The sequence below is a fragment of the Bradyrhizobium sp. USDA 4341 genome, assembly GCF_054063755.1.
On record NZ_JBSSGO010000002.1, the window covers coordinates 5,924,079 to 5,939,534 of the forward strand.

General features: G+C 62.4%; 12 protein-coding genes. 2 read left to right on the forward strand and 10 right to left on the reverse strand.

What is annotated here, in order from left to right:
* Positions 1-125: 125 nt before the first annotated feature.
* Positions 126-2,849, reverse strand: a complete 2,724-nt coding sequence (locus tag ACVIGB_RS34195; RefSeq protein ID WP_456719351.1) for a molybdopterin-dependent oxidoreductase — start codon at positions 2,847-2,849, stop codon at positions 126-128.
* Positions 2,846-3,667, reverse strand: coding sequence for an FAD binding domain-containing protein (locus ACVIGB_RS34200; RefSeq protein WP_456719350.1), 822 nt, complete (start codon positions 3,665-3,667; stop codon positions 2,846-2,848). Before ACVIGB_RS34200 ends, ACVIGB_RS34195 begins: the two co-directional genes overlap by 4 nt.
* Positions 3,668-3,799: 132 nt before the next feature.
* Here ACVIGB_RS34200 and ACVIGB_RS34205 point away from each other — a divergent pair, with 132 nt between their 5' ends.
* Complete coding sequence (locus ACVIGB_RS34205; protein ID WP_456725012.1) at positions 3,800-5,149, forward strand: 8-oxoguanine deaminase; 1,350 nt, start codon at positions 3,800-3,802, stop codon at positions 5,147-5,149.
* Between the two features lie 55 nt (positions 5,150-5,204).
* On the opposite strand, the gene ACVIGB_RS34210 is transcribed toward ACVIGB_RS34205, so the two are convergent.
* The 4 genes from ACVIGB_RS34210 to ACVIGB_RS34225 all read right to left on the reverse strand — a co-directional run bounded on the left by ACVIGB_RS34210 (position 5,205) and on the right by ACVIGB_RS34225 (position 9,902).
* Complete coding sequence (locus tag ACVIGB_RS34210; RefSeq protein WP_456719349.1) at positions 5,205-6,281, reverse strand: BMP family ABC transporter substrate-binding protein; 1,077 nt, start codon at positions 6,279-6,281, stop codon at positions 5,205-5,207.
* 70 nt (positions 6,282-6,351) lie between these two features.
* Positions 6,352-7,269: an ABC transporter permease gene (locus tag ACVIGB_RS34215; RefSeq protein ID WP_456719348.1), complete on the reverse strand. Its 918-nt coding sequence runs from the start codon at positions 7,267-7,269 to the stop codon at positions 6,352-6,354.
* A complete protein-coding gene (locus ACVIGB_RS34220) occupies positions 7,256-8,347 on the reverse strand; it encodes an ABC transporter permease (RefSeq protein ID WP_456719347.1) in 1,092 nt (363 codons plus the stop codon). The genes ACVIGB_RS34215 and ACVIGB_RS34220 overlap by 14 nt, the downstream gene beginning before the upstream one ends.
* Complete coding sequence (locus tag ACVIGB_RS34225; RefSeq protein WP_456719346.1) at positions 8,331-9,902, reverse strand: ABC transporter ATP-binding protein; 1,572 nt, start codon at positions 9,900-9,902, stop codon at positions 8,331-8,333. The genes ACVIGB_RS34220 and ACVIGB_RS34225 overlap by 17 nt, the downstream gene beginning before the upstream one ends.
* Before the next feature lie 543 nt (positions 9,903-10,445).
* Here ACVIGB_RS34225 and ACVIGB_RS34230 point away from each other — a divergent pair.
* Entirely contained in the window at positions 10,446-11,540 is a 1,095-nt protein-coding gene (locus tag ACVIGB_RS34230; RefSeq protein WP_456719345.1) for a hypothetical protein, read from the forward strand.
* 106 nt (positions 11,541-11,646) lie between these two features.
* Here ACVIGB_RS34230 and ACVIGB_RS34235 read toward each other — a convergent pair whose 3' ends face one another.
* From ACVIGB_RS34235 to ACVIGB_RS34250, 4 genes are all read right to left on the reverse strand, one after another.
* The gene (locus ACVIGB_RS34235; RefSeq protein ID WP_456719344.1) at positions 11,647-12,147 is read right to left on the reverse strand and encodes a nucleoside deaminase; all 501 of its coding nucleotides are present in this window, start codon (positions 12,145-12,147) and stop codon (positions 11,647-11,649) included.
* Between the two features lie 174 nt (positions 12,148-12,321).
* Positions 12,322-13,200, reverse strand: coding sequence for an ABC transporter permease (locus tag ACVIGB_RS34240; RefSeq protein WP_456719343.1), 879 nt, complete (start codon positions 13,198-13,200; stop codon positions 12,322-12,324).
* Between the two features lies 1 nt (position 13,201).
* Positions 13,202-14,083, reverse strand: coding sequence for an ABC transporter permease (locus ACVIGB_RS34245; RefSeq protein WP_456719342.1), 882 nt, complete (start codon positions 14,081-14,083; stop codon positions 13,202-13,204).
* A 66-nt stretch (positions 14,084-14,149) separates the two neighbouring features.
* Positions 14,150-15,442 (reverse strand): ABC transporter substrate-binding protein, encoded by a 1,293-nt coding sequence (locus ACVIGB_RS34250; protein ID WP_456719341.1) that lies wholly within the window; start codon positions 15,440-15,442, stop codon positions 14,150-14,152.
* Between the last annotated feature and the right edge of the window lie 14 nt (positions 15,443-15,456).

Sequence of the window (15,456 nt, forward strand, 5' to 3'; positions counted from 1 at the left end):
TTTCCAACTTACCGCTTTTGGCCCATCGCGACATATTGCGCTACCGTACTAACTTGGTCGCTATATGGGGAAAGCGACGTCGTCACCAGTCACGTCACGCCGCTCGGCGTTTATAGGTACACGGCCTAGCCAAATTTCTTCAGCAACTCCGGGAACAGCCGGTCAGGCTTGAAGGGAACGTCGGTAAAGCGGATGCCGGTGGCGTTGGCGATGGCGTTGCCGAGCGCGGCGGCGACGGGGTTATAGGGACTCTCGCTCATCGATTTGGCTCCCATCGGGCCGACGCTGTCGGAGGTGTCGGCAAAATAGACGTCGGTGCGCGGCACGTCTGCGAAAGATGGCAAGTGATAGTTCCGGAAACTCGGATTGATCACGCGGCCGCCGCTGTCGATCACCAACTCCTCAAAGAGTGCCGCGCCCAGCGATTGCGCCACGCCGCCCTCGACCTGACCGCGGCACTGCATCGGGTTGGCGACACGGCCGGCATCGGCGGCCTGCACGCTCCTCAGGATCTTGAGCGCGCCGGTGCCCTTGTTCACTGCGACGCGAAACCCCTGCACGTTGAATGCGACCGAACGCGGCGTTCCCTCCGACGTACCGCTGGCTTGCAGGACCTGGCCGCTGCCGCGCGCCGAGCGCGCAAGCTCGATATAGGGCAGTCGCTGCCTGCCGCAGACCGCGTGATCGGCCTCCAGCACGCACGTGCCGGGATCACCTCCAGCCAGACGGCAGGCCAGCGCCTTCAGGTCGCCCGCCAGATTCTCGGCCGCTGCCTGAGTCGCGCTTCCGGCCACGAAAATCCCCGCGCTGCCATAGGCGCCGGTGTCGTGGCCGCCATGCGCGGTGTCGGATTGTCTCAGGCGGATACGATCGACCGAAGTGGCGAGCGCGGTGGCCGCGATCTGGCGATGCACCGTGCTGGTGCCGTTACCGAATTCCGCGGTGCCGACGGTCAGCTCGAAATGCCCGTCGTCGCAGAGCCTGATCCTGCAATCCGCGAGGTGGCCGGCGGGTGGTACGGTATCGATCATGGTCAGCGCGATGCCGTCGCCGACCAACCAGTCGGCGGAGAGCTGCGGTGTGGGGGTTTCCGCTGACATCGCGCGCTCGACCAGGTCGAGACACTGGTCGAGGCCGTAGGAGCCGTACGTCACGTCGTGATATTCGGAGCCGGGTGGTGAGAGCATCGGGTCGCCTGGCCTGACGACATTGCGACGGCGCATGTCGAACGGCGAGATGCCGAGCTGCTTGGCGAGCTCGTCGATGGCCGCCTCGACGGCGATCAGCGTCTGCGGCAGACCGTAGCCGCGGAAGGCGCCGGCCGGCAGCGTGTTCGTGTAGCAGGCAATCGCATCAACCTTCTTGTTCGGGCAGTTGTAGACGCTGATGGATTCGCTGACCGCGTGGAAGAGCACAGGGCCTGCGTGATTGCCATAGGCACCCGTGTTCGAGAGTACATCGAGCTGCAGGGCTGTCAGATTGCCGTCCTTGTCGGCTCCCGCCTTGACTGTCACCCGCATTGGATGCCGCGTCGAGGTCGCCGTGAATTGCTCTTCGCGTGTGAGTTCGAGCTTGACCGGCCGCCCCGTGCGGAGCGCGGCGAGCGCCAGGATGTCCTCGACGAGCATCTCCTGCTTGCCGCCGAAGCCGCCGCCGACGCGCTCGCAGAACACCCGGACCTTGTCGGTCGGCAGCTTGAAAAGGCTGGCCAGCGCGCGGCGGGTCAGGAATGGGACCTGCGTGCTGGAACGGACGTTGAGCACGCCCGAGGCGTCAAGCCATGCCAGCCCGCCATGGGTCTCCAGTGCGGCGTGCTGGACGCGCTGGGTGGTGAAGGTCCCCTCATAGGTGACAGCCGCCTCGGCGAATCCGCGTGTGACGTCGCCAAACTCGCCATGCGTTTCGGCGACAATGTTGCGCGCGGCATTGGCGACGCGATGCGCGGTCGTCTTGTCGGCATGAATGGCCGGAGCGCCTGCGGCGATAGATTCGGTCGGATCGAACACGGCGGGAAGTATCTCATACGCGACCTTGATCAGCCGGCAGGCATTTTCCGCGGCGGCTTCGCTGTCCGCCACGACAGCTGCGACCTTCTGACCGATGAAGCGGACGGTCGTGTCGAGCACCCTGGTGTCATCGGGATCCATCCAGTCGCGCTCGTGGCGCGCGGTCGAGAACAGGCAATCGGGCGCGTCCTCATGCGTTAGCACCGCGTGGACGCCGGCGGCCTTCAGCGCATCCGTCTTGTCGATCGCGACTATTCTCGCGTGGGCGTGAGGAGAACGCAGGAGCTTGATGTGCAGCAGGCCGTCGATCGTCGTGTCGAAGGTGTAGGGCGCTGCACCGCGCACGATCAGGGGGCCCGCGGGGGCGGGCAGGCTGCGGCCAAAGGCCGTGCCGGCCGTGGCATCCTCTATGTTGGTCTTGCCGTCGAGCGCGTCCTGGATCGAACGATAGCCGGTGCAGCGGCAGATATTGCCCTTCAACGCCGCGTCCAGGTCCTGCCGTTGTGCCTGGTTCAGCGAGGCACAGGTCAGGATCATGCCGGCAGTGCAGAAGCCGCACTGAAATCCCTGCGCATCGAGAAAGGCCTGCTGCAGCGGATGCGTGCCGGTGATGCCGCCGGCAAAGCCCTCGATGGTGGTTATCGCATGGCTGTCGGCGCGGAATGCCGGGATCAGGCAGCTATGGACCGGCTCGCCGTCGAGCAGCACCGTGCAGGCGCCGCAGTCGCCGGCATCGCAGCCCTTCTTGACGCCGAAATGGCCGAGCTCGCGCAGGAACGTGCGCAGGCATTGTCCGGCACGCGGGTGGGTCGAGAACGTCTTGCCGTTGATCTCGAACGTCATGGGTGCGCCTGCAATTCGTCGCGGATCTCCTCGGCAAGCCGCAACGTCATGTGCTTGCGCCACAGCGGCCTGCCGTGGACGTCGGCGTGGTAGAGGCCATCCGCAATGCGCCGCTGGATCGTGTCGCGGAGTTGGTCGGCACGAGGCATGGCAGGAAACGACAATTGCACCGGCCGCACCGTCGAGGCGGTGACGGTCAGTGTGAAGCTGCCGTTGTTGTCGACGCTGCCGATCAGCAGCGCGGCTGAGCGGCCGACCGGCGTCAGCGAAATCTGGCGGAATGCCGAGCGCCGCTTCAGGGCAGCGATCGGGATATCGATTTGCCGCAGCAGGTCACCGGGGGCCAGCACGTTTGCATGATCGCCGGTCACGAAGTCCATGACCGGGATGGTTCGCTCGCCGCCGCGGGCTGGCCAGATCGTGCACACGCCATCGAGCGCCGAGGTCAATGAAATCATCGGTCCAGCCGGGAGCGACATGCAGATGTTGCCGCCGACGGTCGCGGTTTTCCAGATCTTGAACGAAGCGAGAAAAGCACGGCAGCACTGGTTGATCAGCGGCGCGGCCATCCAGTCCGGCGGGCAGGCCAAGGCATCGAGCTGCGCGACCGTACAGGTCGCCGCAATGCTCAGATGCGTGTCGCCAATCGTGAGGGCCGGCCAATTCAGCTCAGCGAGATCGATCAGGCGGATGAGATGCACCTGGGGCTCCGAGAACAGCCAGGTCCCGCCCGCGAGCCAGGCATCGCCTGCCGTCCAAACGGGCAGTTGCGCCCGCGACAGCGGACGGACGACCTCGGTGATGGTGTTCAAGTCCATGGATACGCCAGCGCTTTCAACGAGATGCATCATTGACTATGAAGTCTTGCAAGAGCAACGCCAAGTCTCGCGGGACGTGGGACGGTCCTTGCAGGTCAGGAATGGCGTTCGCCGGCTCGGGAGACGAAAATGATGGATCAAATGCAGGCAATCTGGATCAAGGATCCCCTGTCGATTCTGGCCAACGGAGCCGAACGCGGCGTTGTGGTCCATGGCGGCAAGATCGTCGAGTGCGTGGGCGCCGGGCATCAGCCGACGACGGCGAATGTTGCGGTCTACGACGCGAGCGCCCATGTCGTGCTGCCCGGGCTGATCAATACCCACCATCATTTCTATCAGACGCTGACGCGGGCGCTGCCGGCTGCGATGGATCGCGAGCTGTTTCCCTGGCTGCAGGCGCTGTATCCGGTGTGGGCGCGACTGACGCCGCAATCGCTCGAACTCGGCGTCAGCGTCGCGATGTCCGAGTTGCTGCTGTCTGGTTGTACCACGACCACGGATCACCACTACGTGTTTCCGGCGGGCCTCGAGGAGGCGATCGACATCGAGGTCGCAGTGGCTAGGCGGCTGGGTGTCCGTGTGCTGCTCACGCGCGGCTCGATGAATCTCTCGCAGCGCGACGGCGGGTTGCCGCCAGACAGTGTGGTGCAGGACGAGGATGCGATCCTTGCCGACAGCGAGCGGCTGGTGTCGAAGCATCATGAGCGCGGCGAGGACGCGATGGTGCAGATCGCCCTGGCGCCGTGTTCGCCGTTTTCGGTGACGACGTCGTTGATGCGTGCAACTGCCGATCTCGCCGACAGGCTGGATGTCCGGCTGCACACGCATCTTGCCGAGACCGAAGACGAGAGCAGGTTTTGCCAGCAGATGTATGGCTGTCGCCCGCTCGATTACCTCGAGCAGTGCGGATGGCTGAATGCCCGGACCTGGCTGGCTCACGGCATCTTCTTCGATGCACAGGAGATGAAACGGCTGGCCGGGGCCGGAACGACCATCAGCCATTGCGCCTGCAGCAACCAGATCCTGGCGTCCGGTTGCTGTCCGGTCTGCGAGATGGAGGAGGCCGGCGTGGTGATCGGGCTCGGTGTCGACGGCTCGGCGTCGAACGACGGATCCAACCTGATGCAGGAAGTCCGTGCCGCGTTCCTGCTGCAGCGTGCCCGTTACGGCGTCACGAAGGTCAGCCACAAGGATGCGTTGCGATGGGCGACCAGGGGCTCGGCCGCCTGCGTCGGCCGTCCGGAACTGGGCGAGATCGCCGTCGGCAAGGCGGCTGATCTCGCGCTGTTCAAGCTTGATGAGCTGCGCTTCTCCGGCTCTGGCGACCCGCTTGCCGCGTTGGTGCTTTGCGGCGCACATCGCGCGGATCGGGTGATGGTCGGAGGGAGATGGGTCGTGATCGACGGAGCCATTCCCGGGCTCGATGTCCCGGACCTCATCCGACGTCACAGCGCAGCTGCGAATGGAATGCACGCGGGATAGCGCGCAAGGAGACTCGGGCCGGATCACCCGAGCCCGAGCCTGGTCGTGATCGGGTCTATTTCCCGGGGAGCTTGTCGTCGATCCCTTTGACGTAGAAATTCATGCCCAGGATCTGAGTGTCCTCGAGGTGATCGCCGCCCTTGCATTCGACGTCCTTGCCGTCCTGCGTGACGACGGGGCACTTGAATGGATGCAGCTTGCCGGAGGCGATAGCGGCCTGAGTGTCCTCCGCCATCTTCTTCACGTCGTCGGGCATGTTGGTGTAGGGAGCCATCTCGAACATCTTGCTTTCGAGGCCTCCCCAGGTGTCTTCAGCCTTCCATGTGCCGGCGAGCTCGGCCTTGACGCGCTCAATGTAGTAGGGCGCCCACGTGTCGAGGATCGAGGTCAGCTGCGCCTTGGGACCAAACTTGATCATTTCAGAGTCCTGGCCGAATGCGAGCTTGCCGCGTTCGCTTGACACCTGCATTGCAGCCGGGCTGTCGGTGTGCTGCATGATCATATCGGCGCCCTGGTCGAGCAGGGCCTTGGCGGCGTCGGCTTCCTTGCCGGGATCGAACCAGGAGTTCACCCAGATGATCTTGACCTTGATGTTCGGGTTGATGGTCTGGGCGCCCAGCATCGTCGCGTTGATGCCCGACACGACCTCCGGAATCGGGAAGGAGCCGATGTAGCCGAGCACGCCGGCCTTCGACATCTTGGCCGCGATCTGGCCCTGGATGTAGCGGCCCTGGTACCAGCGCGCCGAATAGGTCGACATGTTCTTGTCACGCTTGTATCCCGAGCAATGTTCGAAGTGCACATTGGGATATTTCTTCGCAACCTTCAGCGTCGGATCCATGTAGCCGAAGGATGTGGTGAAGATCAGCTTGTTGCCGGCACGCACGAGCTGTTCGATCGCGCGTTCGGCGTCGGGTCCTTCCGGCACGTTCTCGAGGAATGTCGTTTCGATCTTGTCGCCAACTTCCTTCACAAGAGCCTGGCGCGCCAGTTCGTGCTGATAGGTCCAGCCGAGGTCGCCGACCGGTCCGAGATAGATAAAGCCAACCTTCAGCTTGTCGGCGGCCCAGGCGCCGCTGTTGATGCATCCGGCCAGGAGAATCGCTGCCGCCGCAAATAATGTTCTCTTCATCTCAATCTCCAAACGGGGAAACCATAGTTCGGAACGTGGGCGCCCCATCGCGGCACGTACCGACATCAAGCTAGCGGTCCGGCACGAATACGGTTCCGAGCGCAGCGGGCGCCGTCGAGCCGCCGGTGCGCGCGCGAGAGAGCAGAACCAGAACGATGATGGTCGCGAGATAGGGCAGCGACGACATGAACTGCGATGGAATTCCGATGCCGGCGCCTTGCGCGTGGAGCTGAAGAATGGTGACGGCGCCAAACAGGTAGGCTCCGACGACCAGTCGGGCCGGCCGCCAGCTCGCGAAAACCGTCAAGGCCAGTGCGATCCAGCCGCGGCCTGCCGTCATGCCGGGAATGAAGAAGGGCGTGTAGGCGAGCGGCAGATAGGCGCCGGCAAGCCCGGCGCAGGCGCCGCCGAACATCACCGCATAGAGCCGGATCCGGAGCACCGGGTAGCCCAACGCATGAGCGGAGACGTGGTTGTCGCCGCAGGCGCGCAAGATCAGCCCGGCCCGCGTCCGATACAGGAACCACCAGACGCCGACCACCAGGGCGATCGAAAGATAGACAAAGGCGTCCTCCCCGAAGAGGATTCGCCCCGCCAGCGGAATATCGGTGAGGCCAGGGATGTAGAGATGCGGCGCCGGCGTGATCCGTTCGCCGACGAAGCCGGCGCCGATCAGGCCGGACAATCCGATTCCGAGGATGGTCAGCGCGAGGCCGGTCGCGACCTGGTTGACCGCGAGCCCGAGCGCCATCAGCGCAAAGATCAGCGACATCAGGGTGCCGGCGACCATGCCGCAGAGCGCGCCGACGATGATCGAACCGGAGAGCCACGCGCCGCCGAAGCCGCAGGCGGCGCCGACGATCATCATGCCTTCGACGCCGAGGTTGAGCACACCCGAGCGCTCGGTCACGAGTTCGCCGGTGGCTGCGAGCAACAGCGGCGTGGAAGCCGCCAGCACCGACAAAATGATGGCCTCAATGAGCCCCACTTTGCACCTTTGGCGATGAGGAAATAAGCCGAAAGCGGTAGAGGATCAGGGAATCGCAGGCGAGCACGTAGAACAGCAGGATGCCCTGGAACACCTTGGTGACGTCCAACGGGATTTTCATCGCGATCTGGGCCTGCTCGCCGCCGATAAAGGTCAATGCGAGGAACAGTCCTGCAATTAATATTCCAATTGGGTTCAGTCGCCCGAGGAAGGCGACGATGATCGCAGTGAAGCCATAACCCGGCGAAATGCCGGGCTGCAGATGGCCGACCGGGCCTGCCACCTCGATGATGCCGGCGAGCCCGGCCAGCGCGCCGGAGATTGCAAAGGTCAGCAGCACCAGCTGATTGGCGTTGAACCCGCCGAACCGCGCTGCCCGCGGCGCGGCGCCGACGACCCGGATCTCGAAGCCCTTGATGGTCCTGCCGAGCAGCACCGCGCCGGCGGCCACCACGAACAGTGCGATGATCGAGCCAAGGTGCAGCCGGCCGCCTTCGATCAGCGTCGGCACGGTCGCCACCGGATCGAACTCGGCCGTGGTCGGAAAGTTGAAACCTTGCGGATCACGCCAGGGACCGCGCACGAGATAGTCCAGCAGGAGGTCGGCGACATAGACCAGCATCAGCGAGGTCAGGATCTCGCTGGCGCCGAACCGCACCTTGCAGATCGCCGGAATCAGTGCGTAGAGCGCGCCCGCGGCCGCGCCGAGCACGAGCATCGCCGGCAACACCCAGTGGCCGGCATCGGTGCCCTGGGTCTTCACCGCGAGCCAACTCCCGGCCACCGCGCCGATCAGGAATTGGCCTTCGGCACCGATATTCCAGGCGTTGGCGAGATAGCACAACGACAGGCCGATCGCGATCATGACCAGCGGCGTCGCCTTGACCGCGATTTCCTGCAGGGAGTAGCCGTCGGTCAGAGGGGCGATGAAGTAGACGGCGAGCGCGGCAATCGGATTCTTGCCGAGCACCGCGAACACGATGCACAAGGTGGCGATCGTGAGCCCGATTGCGATCAGCGGCGAGATGAGCGCGATCGTGGCCGAACGCTCGGCGCGCTTCTCAAGCACGAGTTGCATGAGGTGTCTCCGGAGCTTCGATGCTGCTGCCGCCCATCAGCAGGCCAAGTGTCTCGCGGCTGGCTTCGGCGGTTGGCACGGGGGCCGACAAGCGGCCATGGAACATCACGGCGATGCGGTCGGTGATTTCGGCAAGTTCATCGAGGTCCTGGCTCGTCACCAGCACCGCGGCGCCGCCTGCGGCAAGATCGAGCAGGGCCTGCCGGATCACGGCGGCCGCACCCGCGTCGACGCCCCAGGTCGGCTGGTTCACGATCAGCACGACGGGATTGCGGAGGATTTCGCGGCCGACGATGAATTTCTGCAGGTTGCCGCCCGACAGGCTCGCCGCTTCCGGGTCGCGCTTGGCTTTGCGCACGTCGAAAGTCTCGGTCGTGCGGTCGACGGTCTTCAGGGTTGCGGCCGTGTTCACGAAGCCATGAAGCACCATATTGCCGATGGCGTGGCCGGTCAGGAGGGCGTTTTCCGAGAGCCGCATGCGCGGCGCCGTGCCGTGGCCGAGCCTTTCCTCCGGGATGAAGGCCGCACCCAACTTGCGGCGCCTGGTGATCGACAGGTGACCCGCCGCGTGTCCGTCGATCACGATCGTGCCCGGGTCTTTCGCCAGCCGCTCGCCGGAAAGGGCTGCGAACAGTTCGTCCTGTCCGTTACCGGCAACACCGGCGATGCCTAGAATTTCACCACCCCGAAGCTCGAACGAGATGTGCTCGAGCTGTATGCCGTGCGGATCGTCGGGTGTGAGGTTGAGATCGTTGACCAGCAGGCGAGGCACGGTGATCTGGCGGCTCGCCGCAGCCTTCACTTCCATGATCTCGCCGCCGACCATCATGCGCGCAAGTGACGCCGCGGTCTCAGCCCTGGGATTGCAGGTCTCGACCTTCCGTCCGCCGCGCAGGATCGTTGCGGTATCGCAGAGCCGCTTCACCTCGTCCAGCTTGTGGCTGATGTAGAGAATCGCGCGGCCTTCGGCCTTGAGGCGATTGAGCACGATGAAGAGCTGATCGGCCTCCTGAGGTGTCAGCACGGCTGTCGGCTCGTCGAGGATCAGGAATTGTGGATTCTGCATCAGCGCGCGCACGATCTCGATACGCTGCCGCTCGCCAACCGAAAGCTGCCAGACCTCCCGCTTCGGATCGAGTGGAAGTCCGTATGTACGCGACACCTGCTCGAGGCGCGCCGACATGTCCTTGAACGGCTCCTTGCCGTCGAGGCCGAGCGCAACATTCTCGGCGACCGTCAGATTGTCGAACAGCGAGAAATGCTGGAACACCATGCCGATTCCATGTGCGCGCGCATCCGATGGCCCAGACAGCACGATCGTCCTGCCCTGCCAGCGGATCTCGCCCTCGCTCGGCTGGATCAGGCCGTAGATCGTCTTGACCAGGGTGGATTTTCCGGCGCCGTTCTCGCCGAGCAACGCATGGATCTCTTGCGGCCGAATATCGAGATCGATCTTGTCGTTGGCGAGAAACGAACCGTAGCGCTTGGTCAAGCCGACCGTCTGCAGAAGCGGCGTGGCACCTGTGTGCTGCGCGGCAGATGTCGTGTCTGGCATCCCGGGATATCGCATGCGTGGAGAGAGGAGCCGCAATAGTGGGCCAGTTTTCACGCACGCGTAAGTAGGGAAAAAGCGCCAGTGCTTGCTCAAGGCTTCGGCACGATTGAATCGCTCCGTAGATTTGCGGGGTCGACGGTCAGTCGGCCTCGCTGCCACGTCCGTGGAAGTTGTTGCAGAAATGTGACTGTCGATCCAATTCGAAAGTGGAGCGGTCAACGATGACGCAAAGTTGAGCAGCGTGTCGCTGCAGGATTCCAGCGGATTTCCCGTGCCCCGGCGGTACGTCCCCCCGCTGTGCGCAAATGTCGCGGAAGTCGAGCAATGATGGGCATAATTTGAAAAACCCCGAATTCCGTCGAAGCGAATTTTGCGACCGTCAACCGCTACAGGACTGGTCCAACCAAACCGATCTCGCGGAGGGTGCTGATCAAACACGCGTCAGGCCGTGGAGAAACTTCGGGCTTCCCGTTCGCCCCGAAGCTGCGCCACGCTCCTGCATCAGCACGAATTCGTTGCGTTCACTCTTGGGGGTCTTTCACAATGTTCAACATCCGCCGAACCTTGTCGGCCGCGGCACTATCATTGGGGTTGATGCCGGTCGCTAACCTTGCAAGCGCCGCAGATCTGCCAGTCAAGGCACCCAAGCCGGCAGCTGATCTGCCATTCTTCCTGGTCATCGACGACCGCGTGACCTACTCCTACATCTTCTCCGGCACTGATCCGGGCGTATTCTCCGTCCGCCCCGACGGCAGCATCAACGGAAAGACCGCCAAGCAGGTCTACTCGTTCACGCATTTCGATATCTGGGCCTATGGCCAGAACTTCTTCACGATCTCGATGTACAAGTCGGATCATAACGACCCGGCGTCACCGTGCTCGAATGTCGGTGTGACCATCACGGGAGCGCCGGCAACCTGCGCCGGCGCGACCGAGATCTACGGCCTGTTCCGCTCGACCTTCGGCTGGAATCAGATCTTCAACACGAAGGCGTTCAGCATGGGGCCGCTGAACAACATCTCGTTCGAAGTCGGCATGGACGCCAACACGGAGAACAACTTCCTGGCGCCCGCCAAGCGTGACGTCGTCGCCGGCCTCCAGTTCGAATTCAATCTTCCGTACAAGGGTTACGTCAACGTGTCGCCGTTGATGTACTACGAGTTCTCCAACCACAACGCGTTCGACCAGTGCGGGCTGTTCGGCCCGGGCGTGCCCGGGGTGACCTGCCTCACCGACGGCAATACAAAGTTCAACCCGACCTGGGCCGTCGAAGTAAACTACTACATGGATCTCGGCTTCCTGCCCGAGAGCATGCAGTATTTCTCGATCAGTGGTCGCGCCGGCTGGTACGGCAAGAAGGGCACCGAGAACGAACCGATGGCGTTCAATCCGGTCACCAACATCAGTACGGCCGTCGAGCTCAACTCTGAACCGATCCGTCTGACCTTCGACGCGAGCAAGGCGCTTTGGGGCCCGAAGTATTCACATTTCGTGGACGTCTGGGTGGCCTACCGTTATTGGCAGAACAAGTTCGGCCTCGATCACGCCAAGAGCGTCGTCTGCAATGTCTCGCCCGGCGTCAGCAACAATTCCTGTACCGAAGAATCGCTCTACTCCGGTATCTCCGTGAAGTTCTGATCCACCCGATCCGTTCCACGGGTGGCTCCTGGTGGCGCCGCGACACACCGCGGCGCCACTTTCACGTCCGCGCGCGGAGGCATTCAGCTGAGGGATCACCGCGCGACTATCGCGCCCAGATGCCCTCGTGCACGACCGTGGCCTCGTCTTCAAGCAACGGGCCGACCACCATTGTCTTCCGTTGACCGCTGTCGAACACATTGCGGCAGGGCAGATCGAGCGTCGGATTCTCTGGGTGATCGCCTGTCAGTTCGCGCAAGCGGTGTTCGCTCAGTCCGTAGACCACGCGGCCGATGCCCGCCCAATAGATCGCGCCGGCGCACATGGCGCACGGCTCGGCGGATGAATAGAGCGTCGCAGCCGCCAGCACTTCCGCGGACAGCGTCGTGCATGCCATGGTCGCCAGTAGTCGCTCGGCGTGGGCCGTGCTGTCGCGCGACGGCATGAAGCCGTTCTCGACCTCGAGCAGGACGCTGCCTTCGCGGCTCACGAGAACGGCGCCGAAGGGATGATTGCCATGGCTGATCGCGCGGCGCGCAACCGCGAACGAGTGCCGCAGAAAGCTCTCGTCGTCGAGCAGGTGGTTCGAGTTGTTCGCGTCGCTCATGAACGGTCTCCTTGCCAGTCACATCTGCGCGGCGGCCGCGAATTGCCGGCCGGCGTCTTCCTTGCCTGAAATCGTGACGACGGCAATCTCGGCTCTCACGGTTGCAATGGCCCGGCCGTTCTCTCCCAGTCAAGGCGGCGGTCCCGTGCGACGATCCGGATGCGTGTGAGGATTTTACACCAGTCCCTTGCCCGCGTCCGATCCGTGACGTCTCTGCCGGGCCTGAAGCACAAGAATGACAACCAGCGCCAGAAAGATGACGAGAAAGGAAACGGCGCTCGTCAATGTTCCGAGCGCATAGATATCTGGCTTCGTGACGGTGGTCGTCAGGCCCTGCAGGTCAAGCGGCAGTGTGTTGACAGGGCCGATGGTCTGGCTCGAGCGCGCGAGTTCGTCCCAGGACAAGGTGAACCCAAACAGGCCGATACCGACGACCGATGGCAATATGATCGGCAGCACAACATGCCGAAATGTCTGCCACGGCGTGGCGCCCAGGTCGCGTGCCGCTTCTTCAAGCCGGCTATCGAACCTGTTGAAGATCGCAAACATGATCAGGAGACCAAAAGGCAAGGTCCAGGTCAGATGTGCACCGAGGCCCGATGTAAAAAGCCCCATTGCCGTTGTCCAATCCGTGGCGCCGCTCTTGATGATGAAGTCGTCAAGCAGCCGGAATTCCAGGGCGATGCCGAGCGAGGTAATGATCGATGGCATGATCAGGCTGGCAATGGCCACGTAGAATAGCAAGGTCGCGCCGCGGAACGATCTGCGGAAGGCCAGGCCTGCCGAAACCGAGAGGACGACCGTAAGCACCATGACGACGAGGCCGAGCTGAAGCGATCGCCTGAAAGCTGCGGCGATGTCGACGATGCCTGAGCCGGAGAACACCTTGCCGAACCACACCAGGGACACACCATTCATGGGGAATGTCAGGCCGCCATCCGGCCCCTGGAACGACAGGATGTAGATCGCGAACATCGGTCCGTACAAAAACAGGACATAAGCGGTGAAAAATGCGGCGAGAAGATAGAAGGATCGCGATCGCTTCTCGTTCATCTCACAGCTCCTTGCGAACATCGACGATTCGGGTCAGCGCCGAAATGATCAGGATCGTGATGCCGAGCAGGATAACCGCATTGGCCGCGGCGGCCGGGAATTGCAGCGCATTCAGGCGCGTCTCGATGATCTTGCCTGCAGATGCAATCTGCTGGCCGCCCATCACGCCTATCGTGACAAAATCGCCCATTACGATCGTGATCACGAAGATCGAACCAATGACGATTCCGGGTTTTGCCAGCGGAATAACGACGTTGACCAGGGTCTGCCATCCGGTGGCGCCGGCGTCATAGGCGGCTTCGATCAGACGCTTGTCGATGCGAATCATCGAGTTGAAGATCGGCACCACCATGAAGAATGTGAAGAGGTGAACGAGGGCAAGTACGACGGAAAACTCGGAGAACAAGAGCCACTCCAGCGGTTGCCGGATCAGTCCCACGCCCTCGAGCCCACTGTTGACCAACCCGTTCCGGCCAAGCAGCGGAATCCATGCGATCATGCGGATCACATTCGACGTCCAGAACGGGATGGTGCAGAGCAAGGTAAGTACGATCTGCCAGGTTTTGGACCGGACGTGGAACGCGAGAAAATAGGCGACGGTGAAGCCGATCAGAAGGGTCAGGCTCCAGGTCAGCAGGCACAATTTCAGCGTCTTCAGATAGGTCTTCAAGATGGTGCAGAGGTTGGGCAGATCGGCGATGCATCCCTCGAACGTGTCGCTGTAGCCACGCAGGCTAAAGGCTGGAATCATTTCATACTCGTTGTAGTCCCACGCGCTGACAATCGTCACAAGAAGCAGCGGCAAGAGAAAGAACACCGAGAAAACGAGCATCATCGGTGCGGCCTGGAGCCAGGCAACGAAGGTCTTGCGGTCTTGCATCATCGAACGGAGAATCGCGGTGATGGCGCAGCAGGAGTTGTCAAACGCCTTGTCCTCCTGTGGATTGCATCAGGCGGCGATGAATTCATTCCACTTGCGCACCATGTAATCGTTCTCGTCCATAACGGCGTTCCAGCAGGCGACCGCGCCCATGCGGTCTTCGTAGGATCCCCCGTCGCGCTTGGTGCCGGCCTTCTCGAGAATCGTGCCGTCGGGTGCCTTGATGTCGCTGACGGCGGCCTTGCCTTCCATCCAGTAGCCCCACTCGTCCGCCGTCATGTTGGCCTTCGCAGTGGACAGCACAGCCGAATAGTAACCCTGGCGGTTGAGATAGGCGCCGGCCCAACCCGACAAGTACCAGTTCACGAATTCATAGGCCCAATCGAGCTTTGGCCCCGTAACCGCCTTCGATACGCAGAACCCCGAAGCCCACGAGCGATAGCCTTCCTTGAGCGGCTGGAATGTGCAGGCGATCCCCATCGAGCGCACCTTGGTGACCGCAGGCGACCACATCGACTGGATGACGGTTTCACCCGAGGCCATCAGGTTGACGGATTCGTTGAAATCCTTCCAGAACGCGCGGAACTGGCCGGCCTTCTTGGCTTCCGTCATGATCTTCATGGTGAGATCAATCTCGGCCTTTGTCATGTTGCCCTTGTCGGCATAGGTGTGCTGACCGCTGGCTTCGACCACCATCGCGGCATCCATGATTCCGATCGACGGAATGTTGAGAATCGAGGCTTTGCCCTTGAATTCGGGATTGAGCAATTCGGTCCACGATGAAATTGGCCGTTTGATCAGATCCGGCCGGATGCCGAGCGTATCGGCATTGTAGACCGTCGGGATCAGCGTCACGAATTCGGTCGGCGTTTTTGAGAACGTCTTGGAGTTTGCACCCTCAAGATAAAGCACCTTCCATGGCGCGGTGCCCTGATCGCCGATCTTCTTGCCGTTCGGCAGCTGACCCTTGGTGAACACCGGGGTGATGTTGTCGAATTCCTTGATCTTCTTGGCGTCCAGCGCAAAAATATTACCCGACGGCACCAGCTTCCTCAGCGAGAAATATTCGGTATCCAGCACATCAAACGAGTTCGGCTGGGTGATCACGCGTTTGGTCACGTCGTCGGTGGTTGCCGTGATGTATTCGATCTTGATGCCGGTATCTTCCAGACACTTCTTTGAGATCTCGTCACCTTCGTTCACCGCCGTTCCGAGATAACGCAGAACCTTCGGGTCGGCTGGATGGACGTAGGGAAATCCGGTAATTGCGCCCGAGCCCGCCGCAAGGCCGACCGCTCCGGCCGCGCCCTTCAGCATGGTGCGACGGCTAATGCGACGATCGAATTTCGAGGATTTGCTCATGATTGTCTCCTTGG

What these genes read in the sequence shown, in the direction of transcription:
- ACVIGB_RS34210 (WP_456719349.1), bottom strand. Translation starts at nt 6,281, where the DNA reads ATGAAGAGAACATTATTTGCGGCGGCAGCGATTCTCCTGGCCGGATGC.
- ACVIGB_RS34200 (WP_456719350.1), bottom strand. Translation starts at nt 3,667, where the DNA reads ATGGACTTGAACACCATCACCGAGGTCGTCCGTCCGCTGTCGCGGGCG.
- ACVIGB_RS34245 (WP_456719342.1), bottom strand. Translation starts at nt 14,083, where the DNA reads ATGATGCAAGACCGCAAGACCTTCGTTGCCTGGCTCCAGGCCGCACCG.
- ACVIGB_RS34250 (WP_456719341.1), bottom strand. Translation starts at nt 15,442, where the DNA reads ATGAGCAAATCCTCGAAATTCGATCGTCGCATTAGCCGTCGCACCATG.
- ACVIGB_RS34195 (WP_456719351.1), bottom strand. Translation starts at nt 2,849, where the DNA reads ATGACGTTCGAGATCAACGGCAAGACGTTCTCGACCCACCCGCGTGCC.
- ACVIGB_RS34220 (WP_456719347.1), bottom strand. Translation starts at nt 8,347, where the DNA reads ATGCAACTCGTGCTTGAGAAGCGCGCCGAGCGTTCGGCCACGATCGCG.
- ACVIGB_RS34205 (WP_456725012.1), top strand. Translation starts at nt 3,800, where the DNA reads ATGGATCAAATGCAGGCAATCTGGATCAAGGATCCCCTGTCGATTCTG.
- ACVIGB_RS34235 (WP_456719344.1), bottom strand. Translation starts at nt 12,147, where the DNA reads ATGAGCGACGCGAACAACTCGAACCACCTGCTCGACGACGAGAGCTTT.
- ACVIGB_RS34240 (WP_456719343.1), bottom strand. Translation starts at nt 13,200, where the DNA reads ATGAACGAGAAGCGATCGCGATCCTTCTATCTTCTCGCCGCATTTTTC.
- ACVIGB_RS34225 (WP_456719346.1), bottom strand. Translation starts at nt 9,902, where the DNA reads ATGCCAGACACGACATCTGCCGCGCAGCACACAGGTGCCACGCCGCTT.
- ACVIGB_RS34230 (WP_456719345.1), top strand. Translation starts at nt 10,446, where the DNA reads ATGTTCAACATCCGCCGAACCTTGTCGGCCGCGGCACTATCATTGGGG.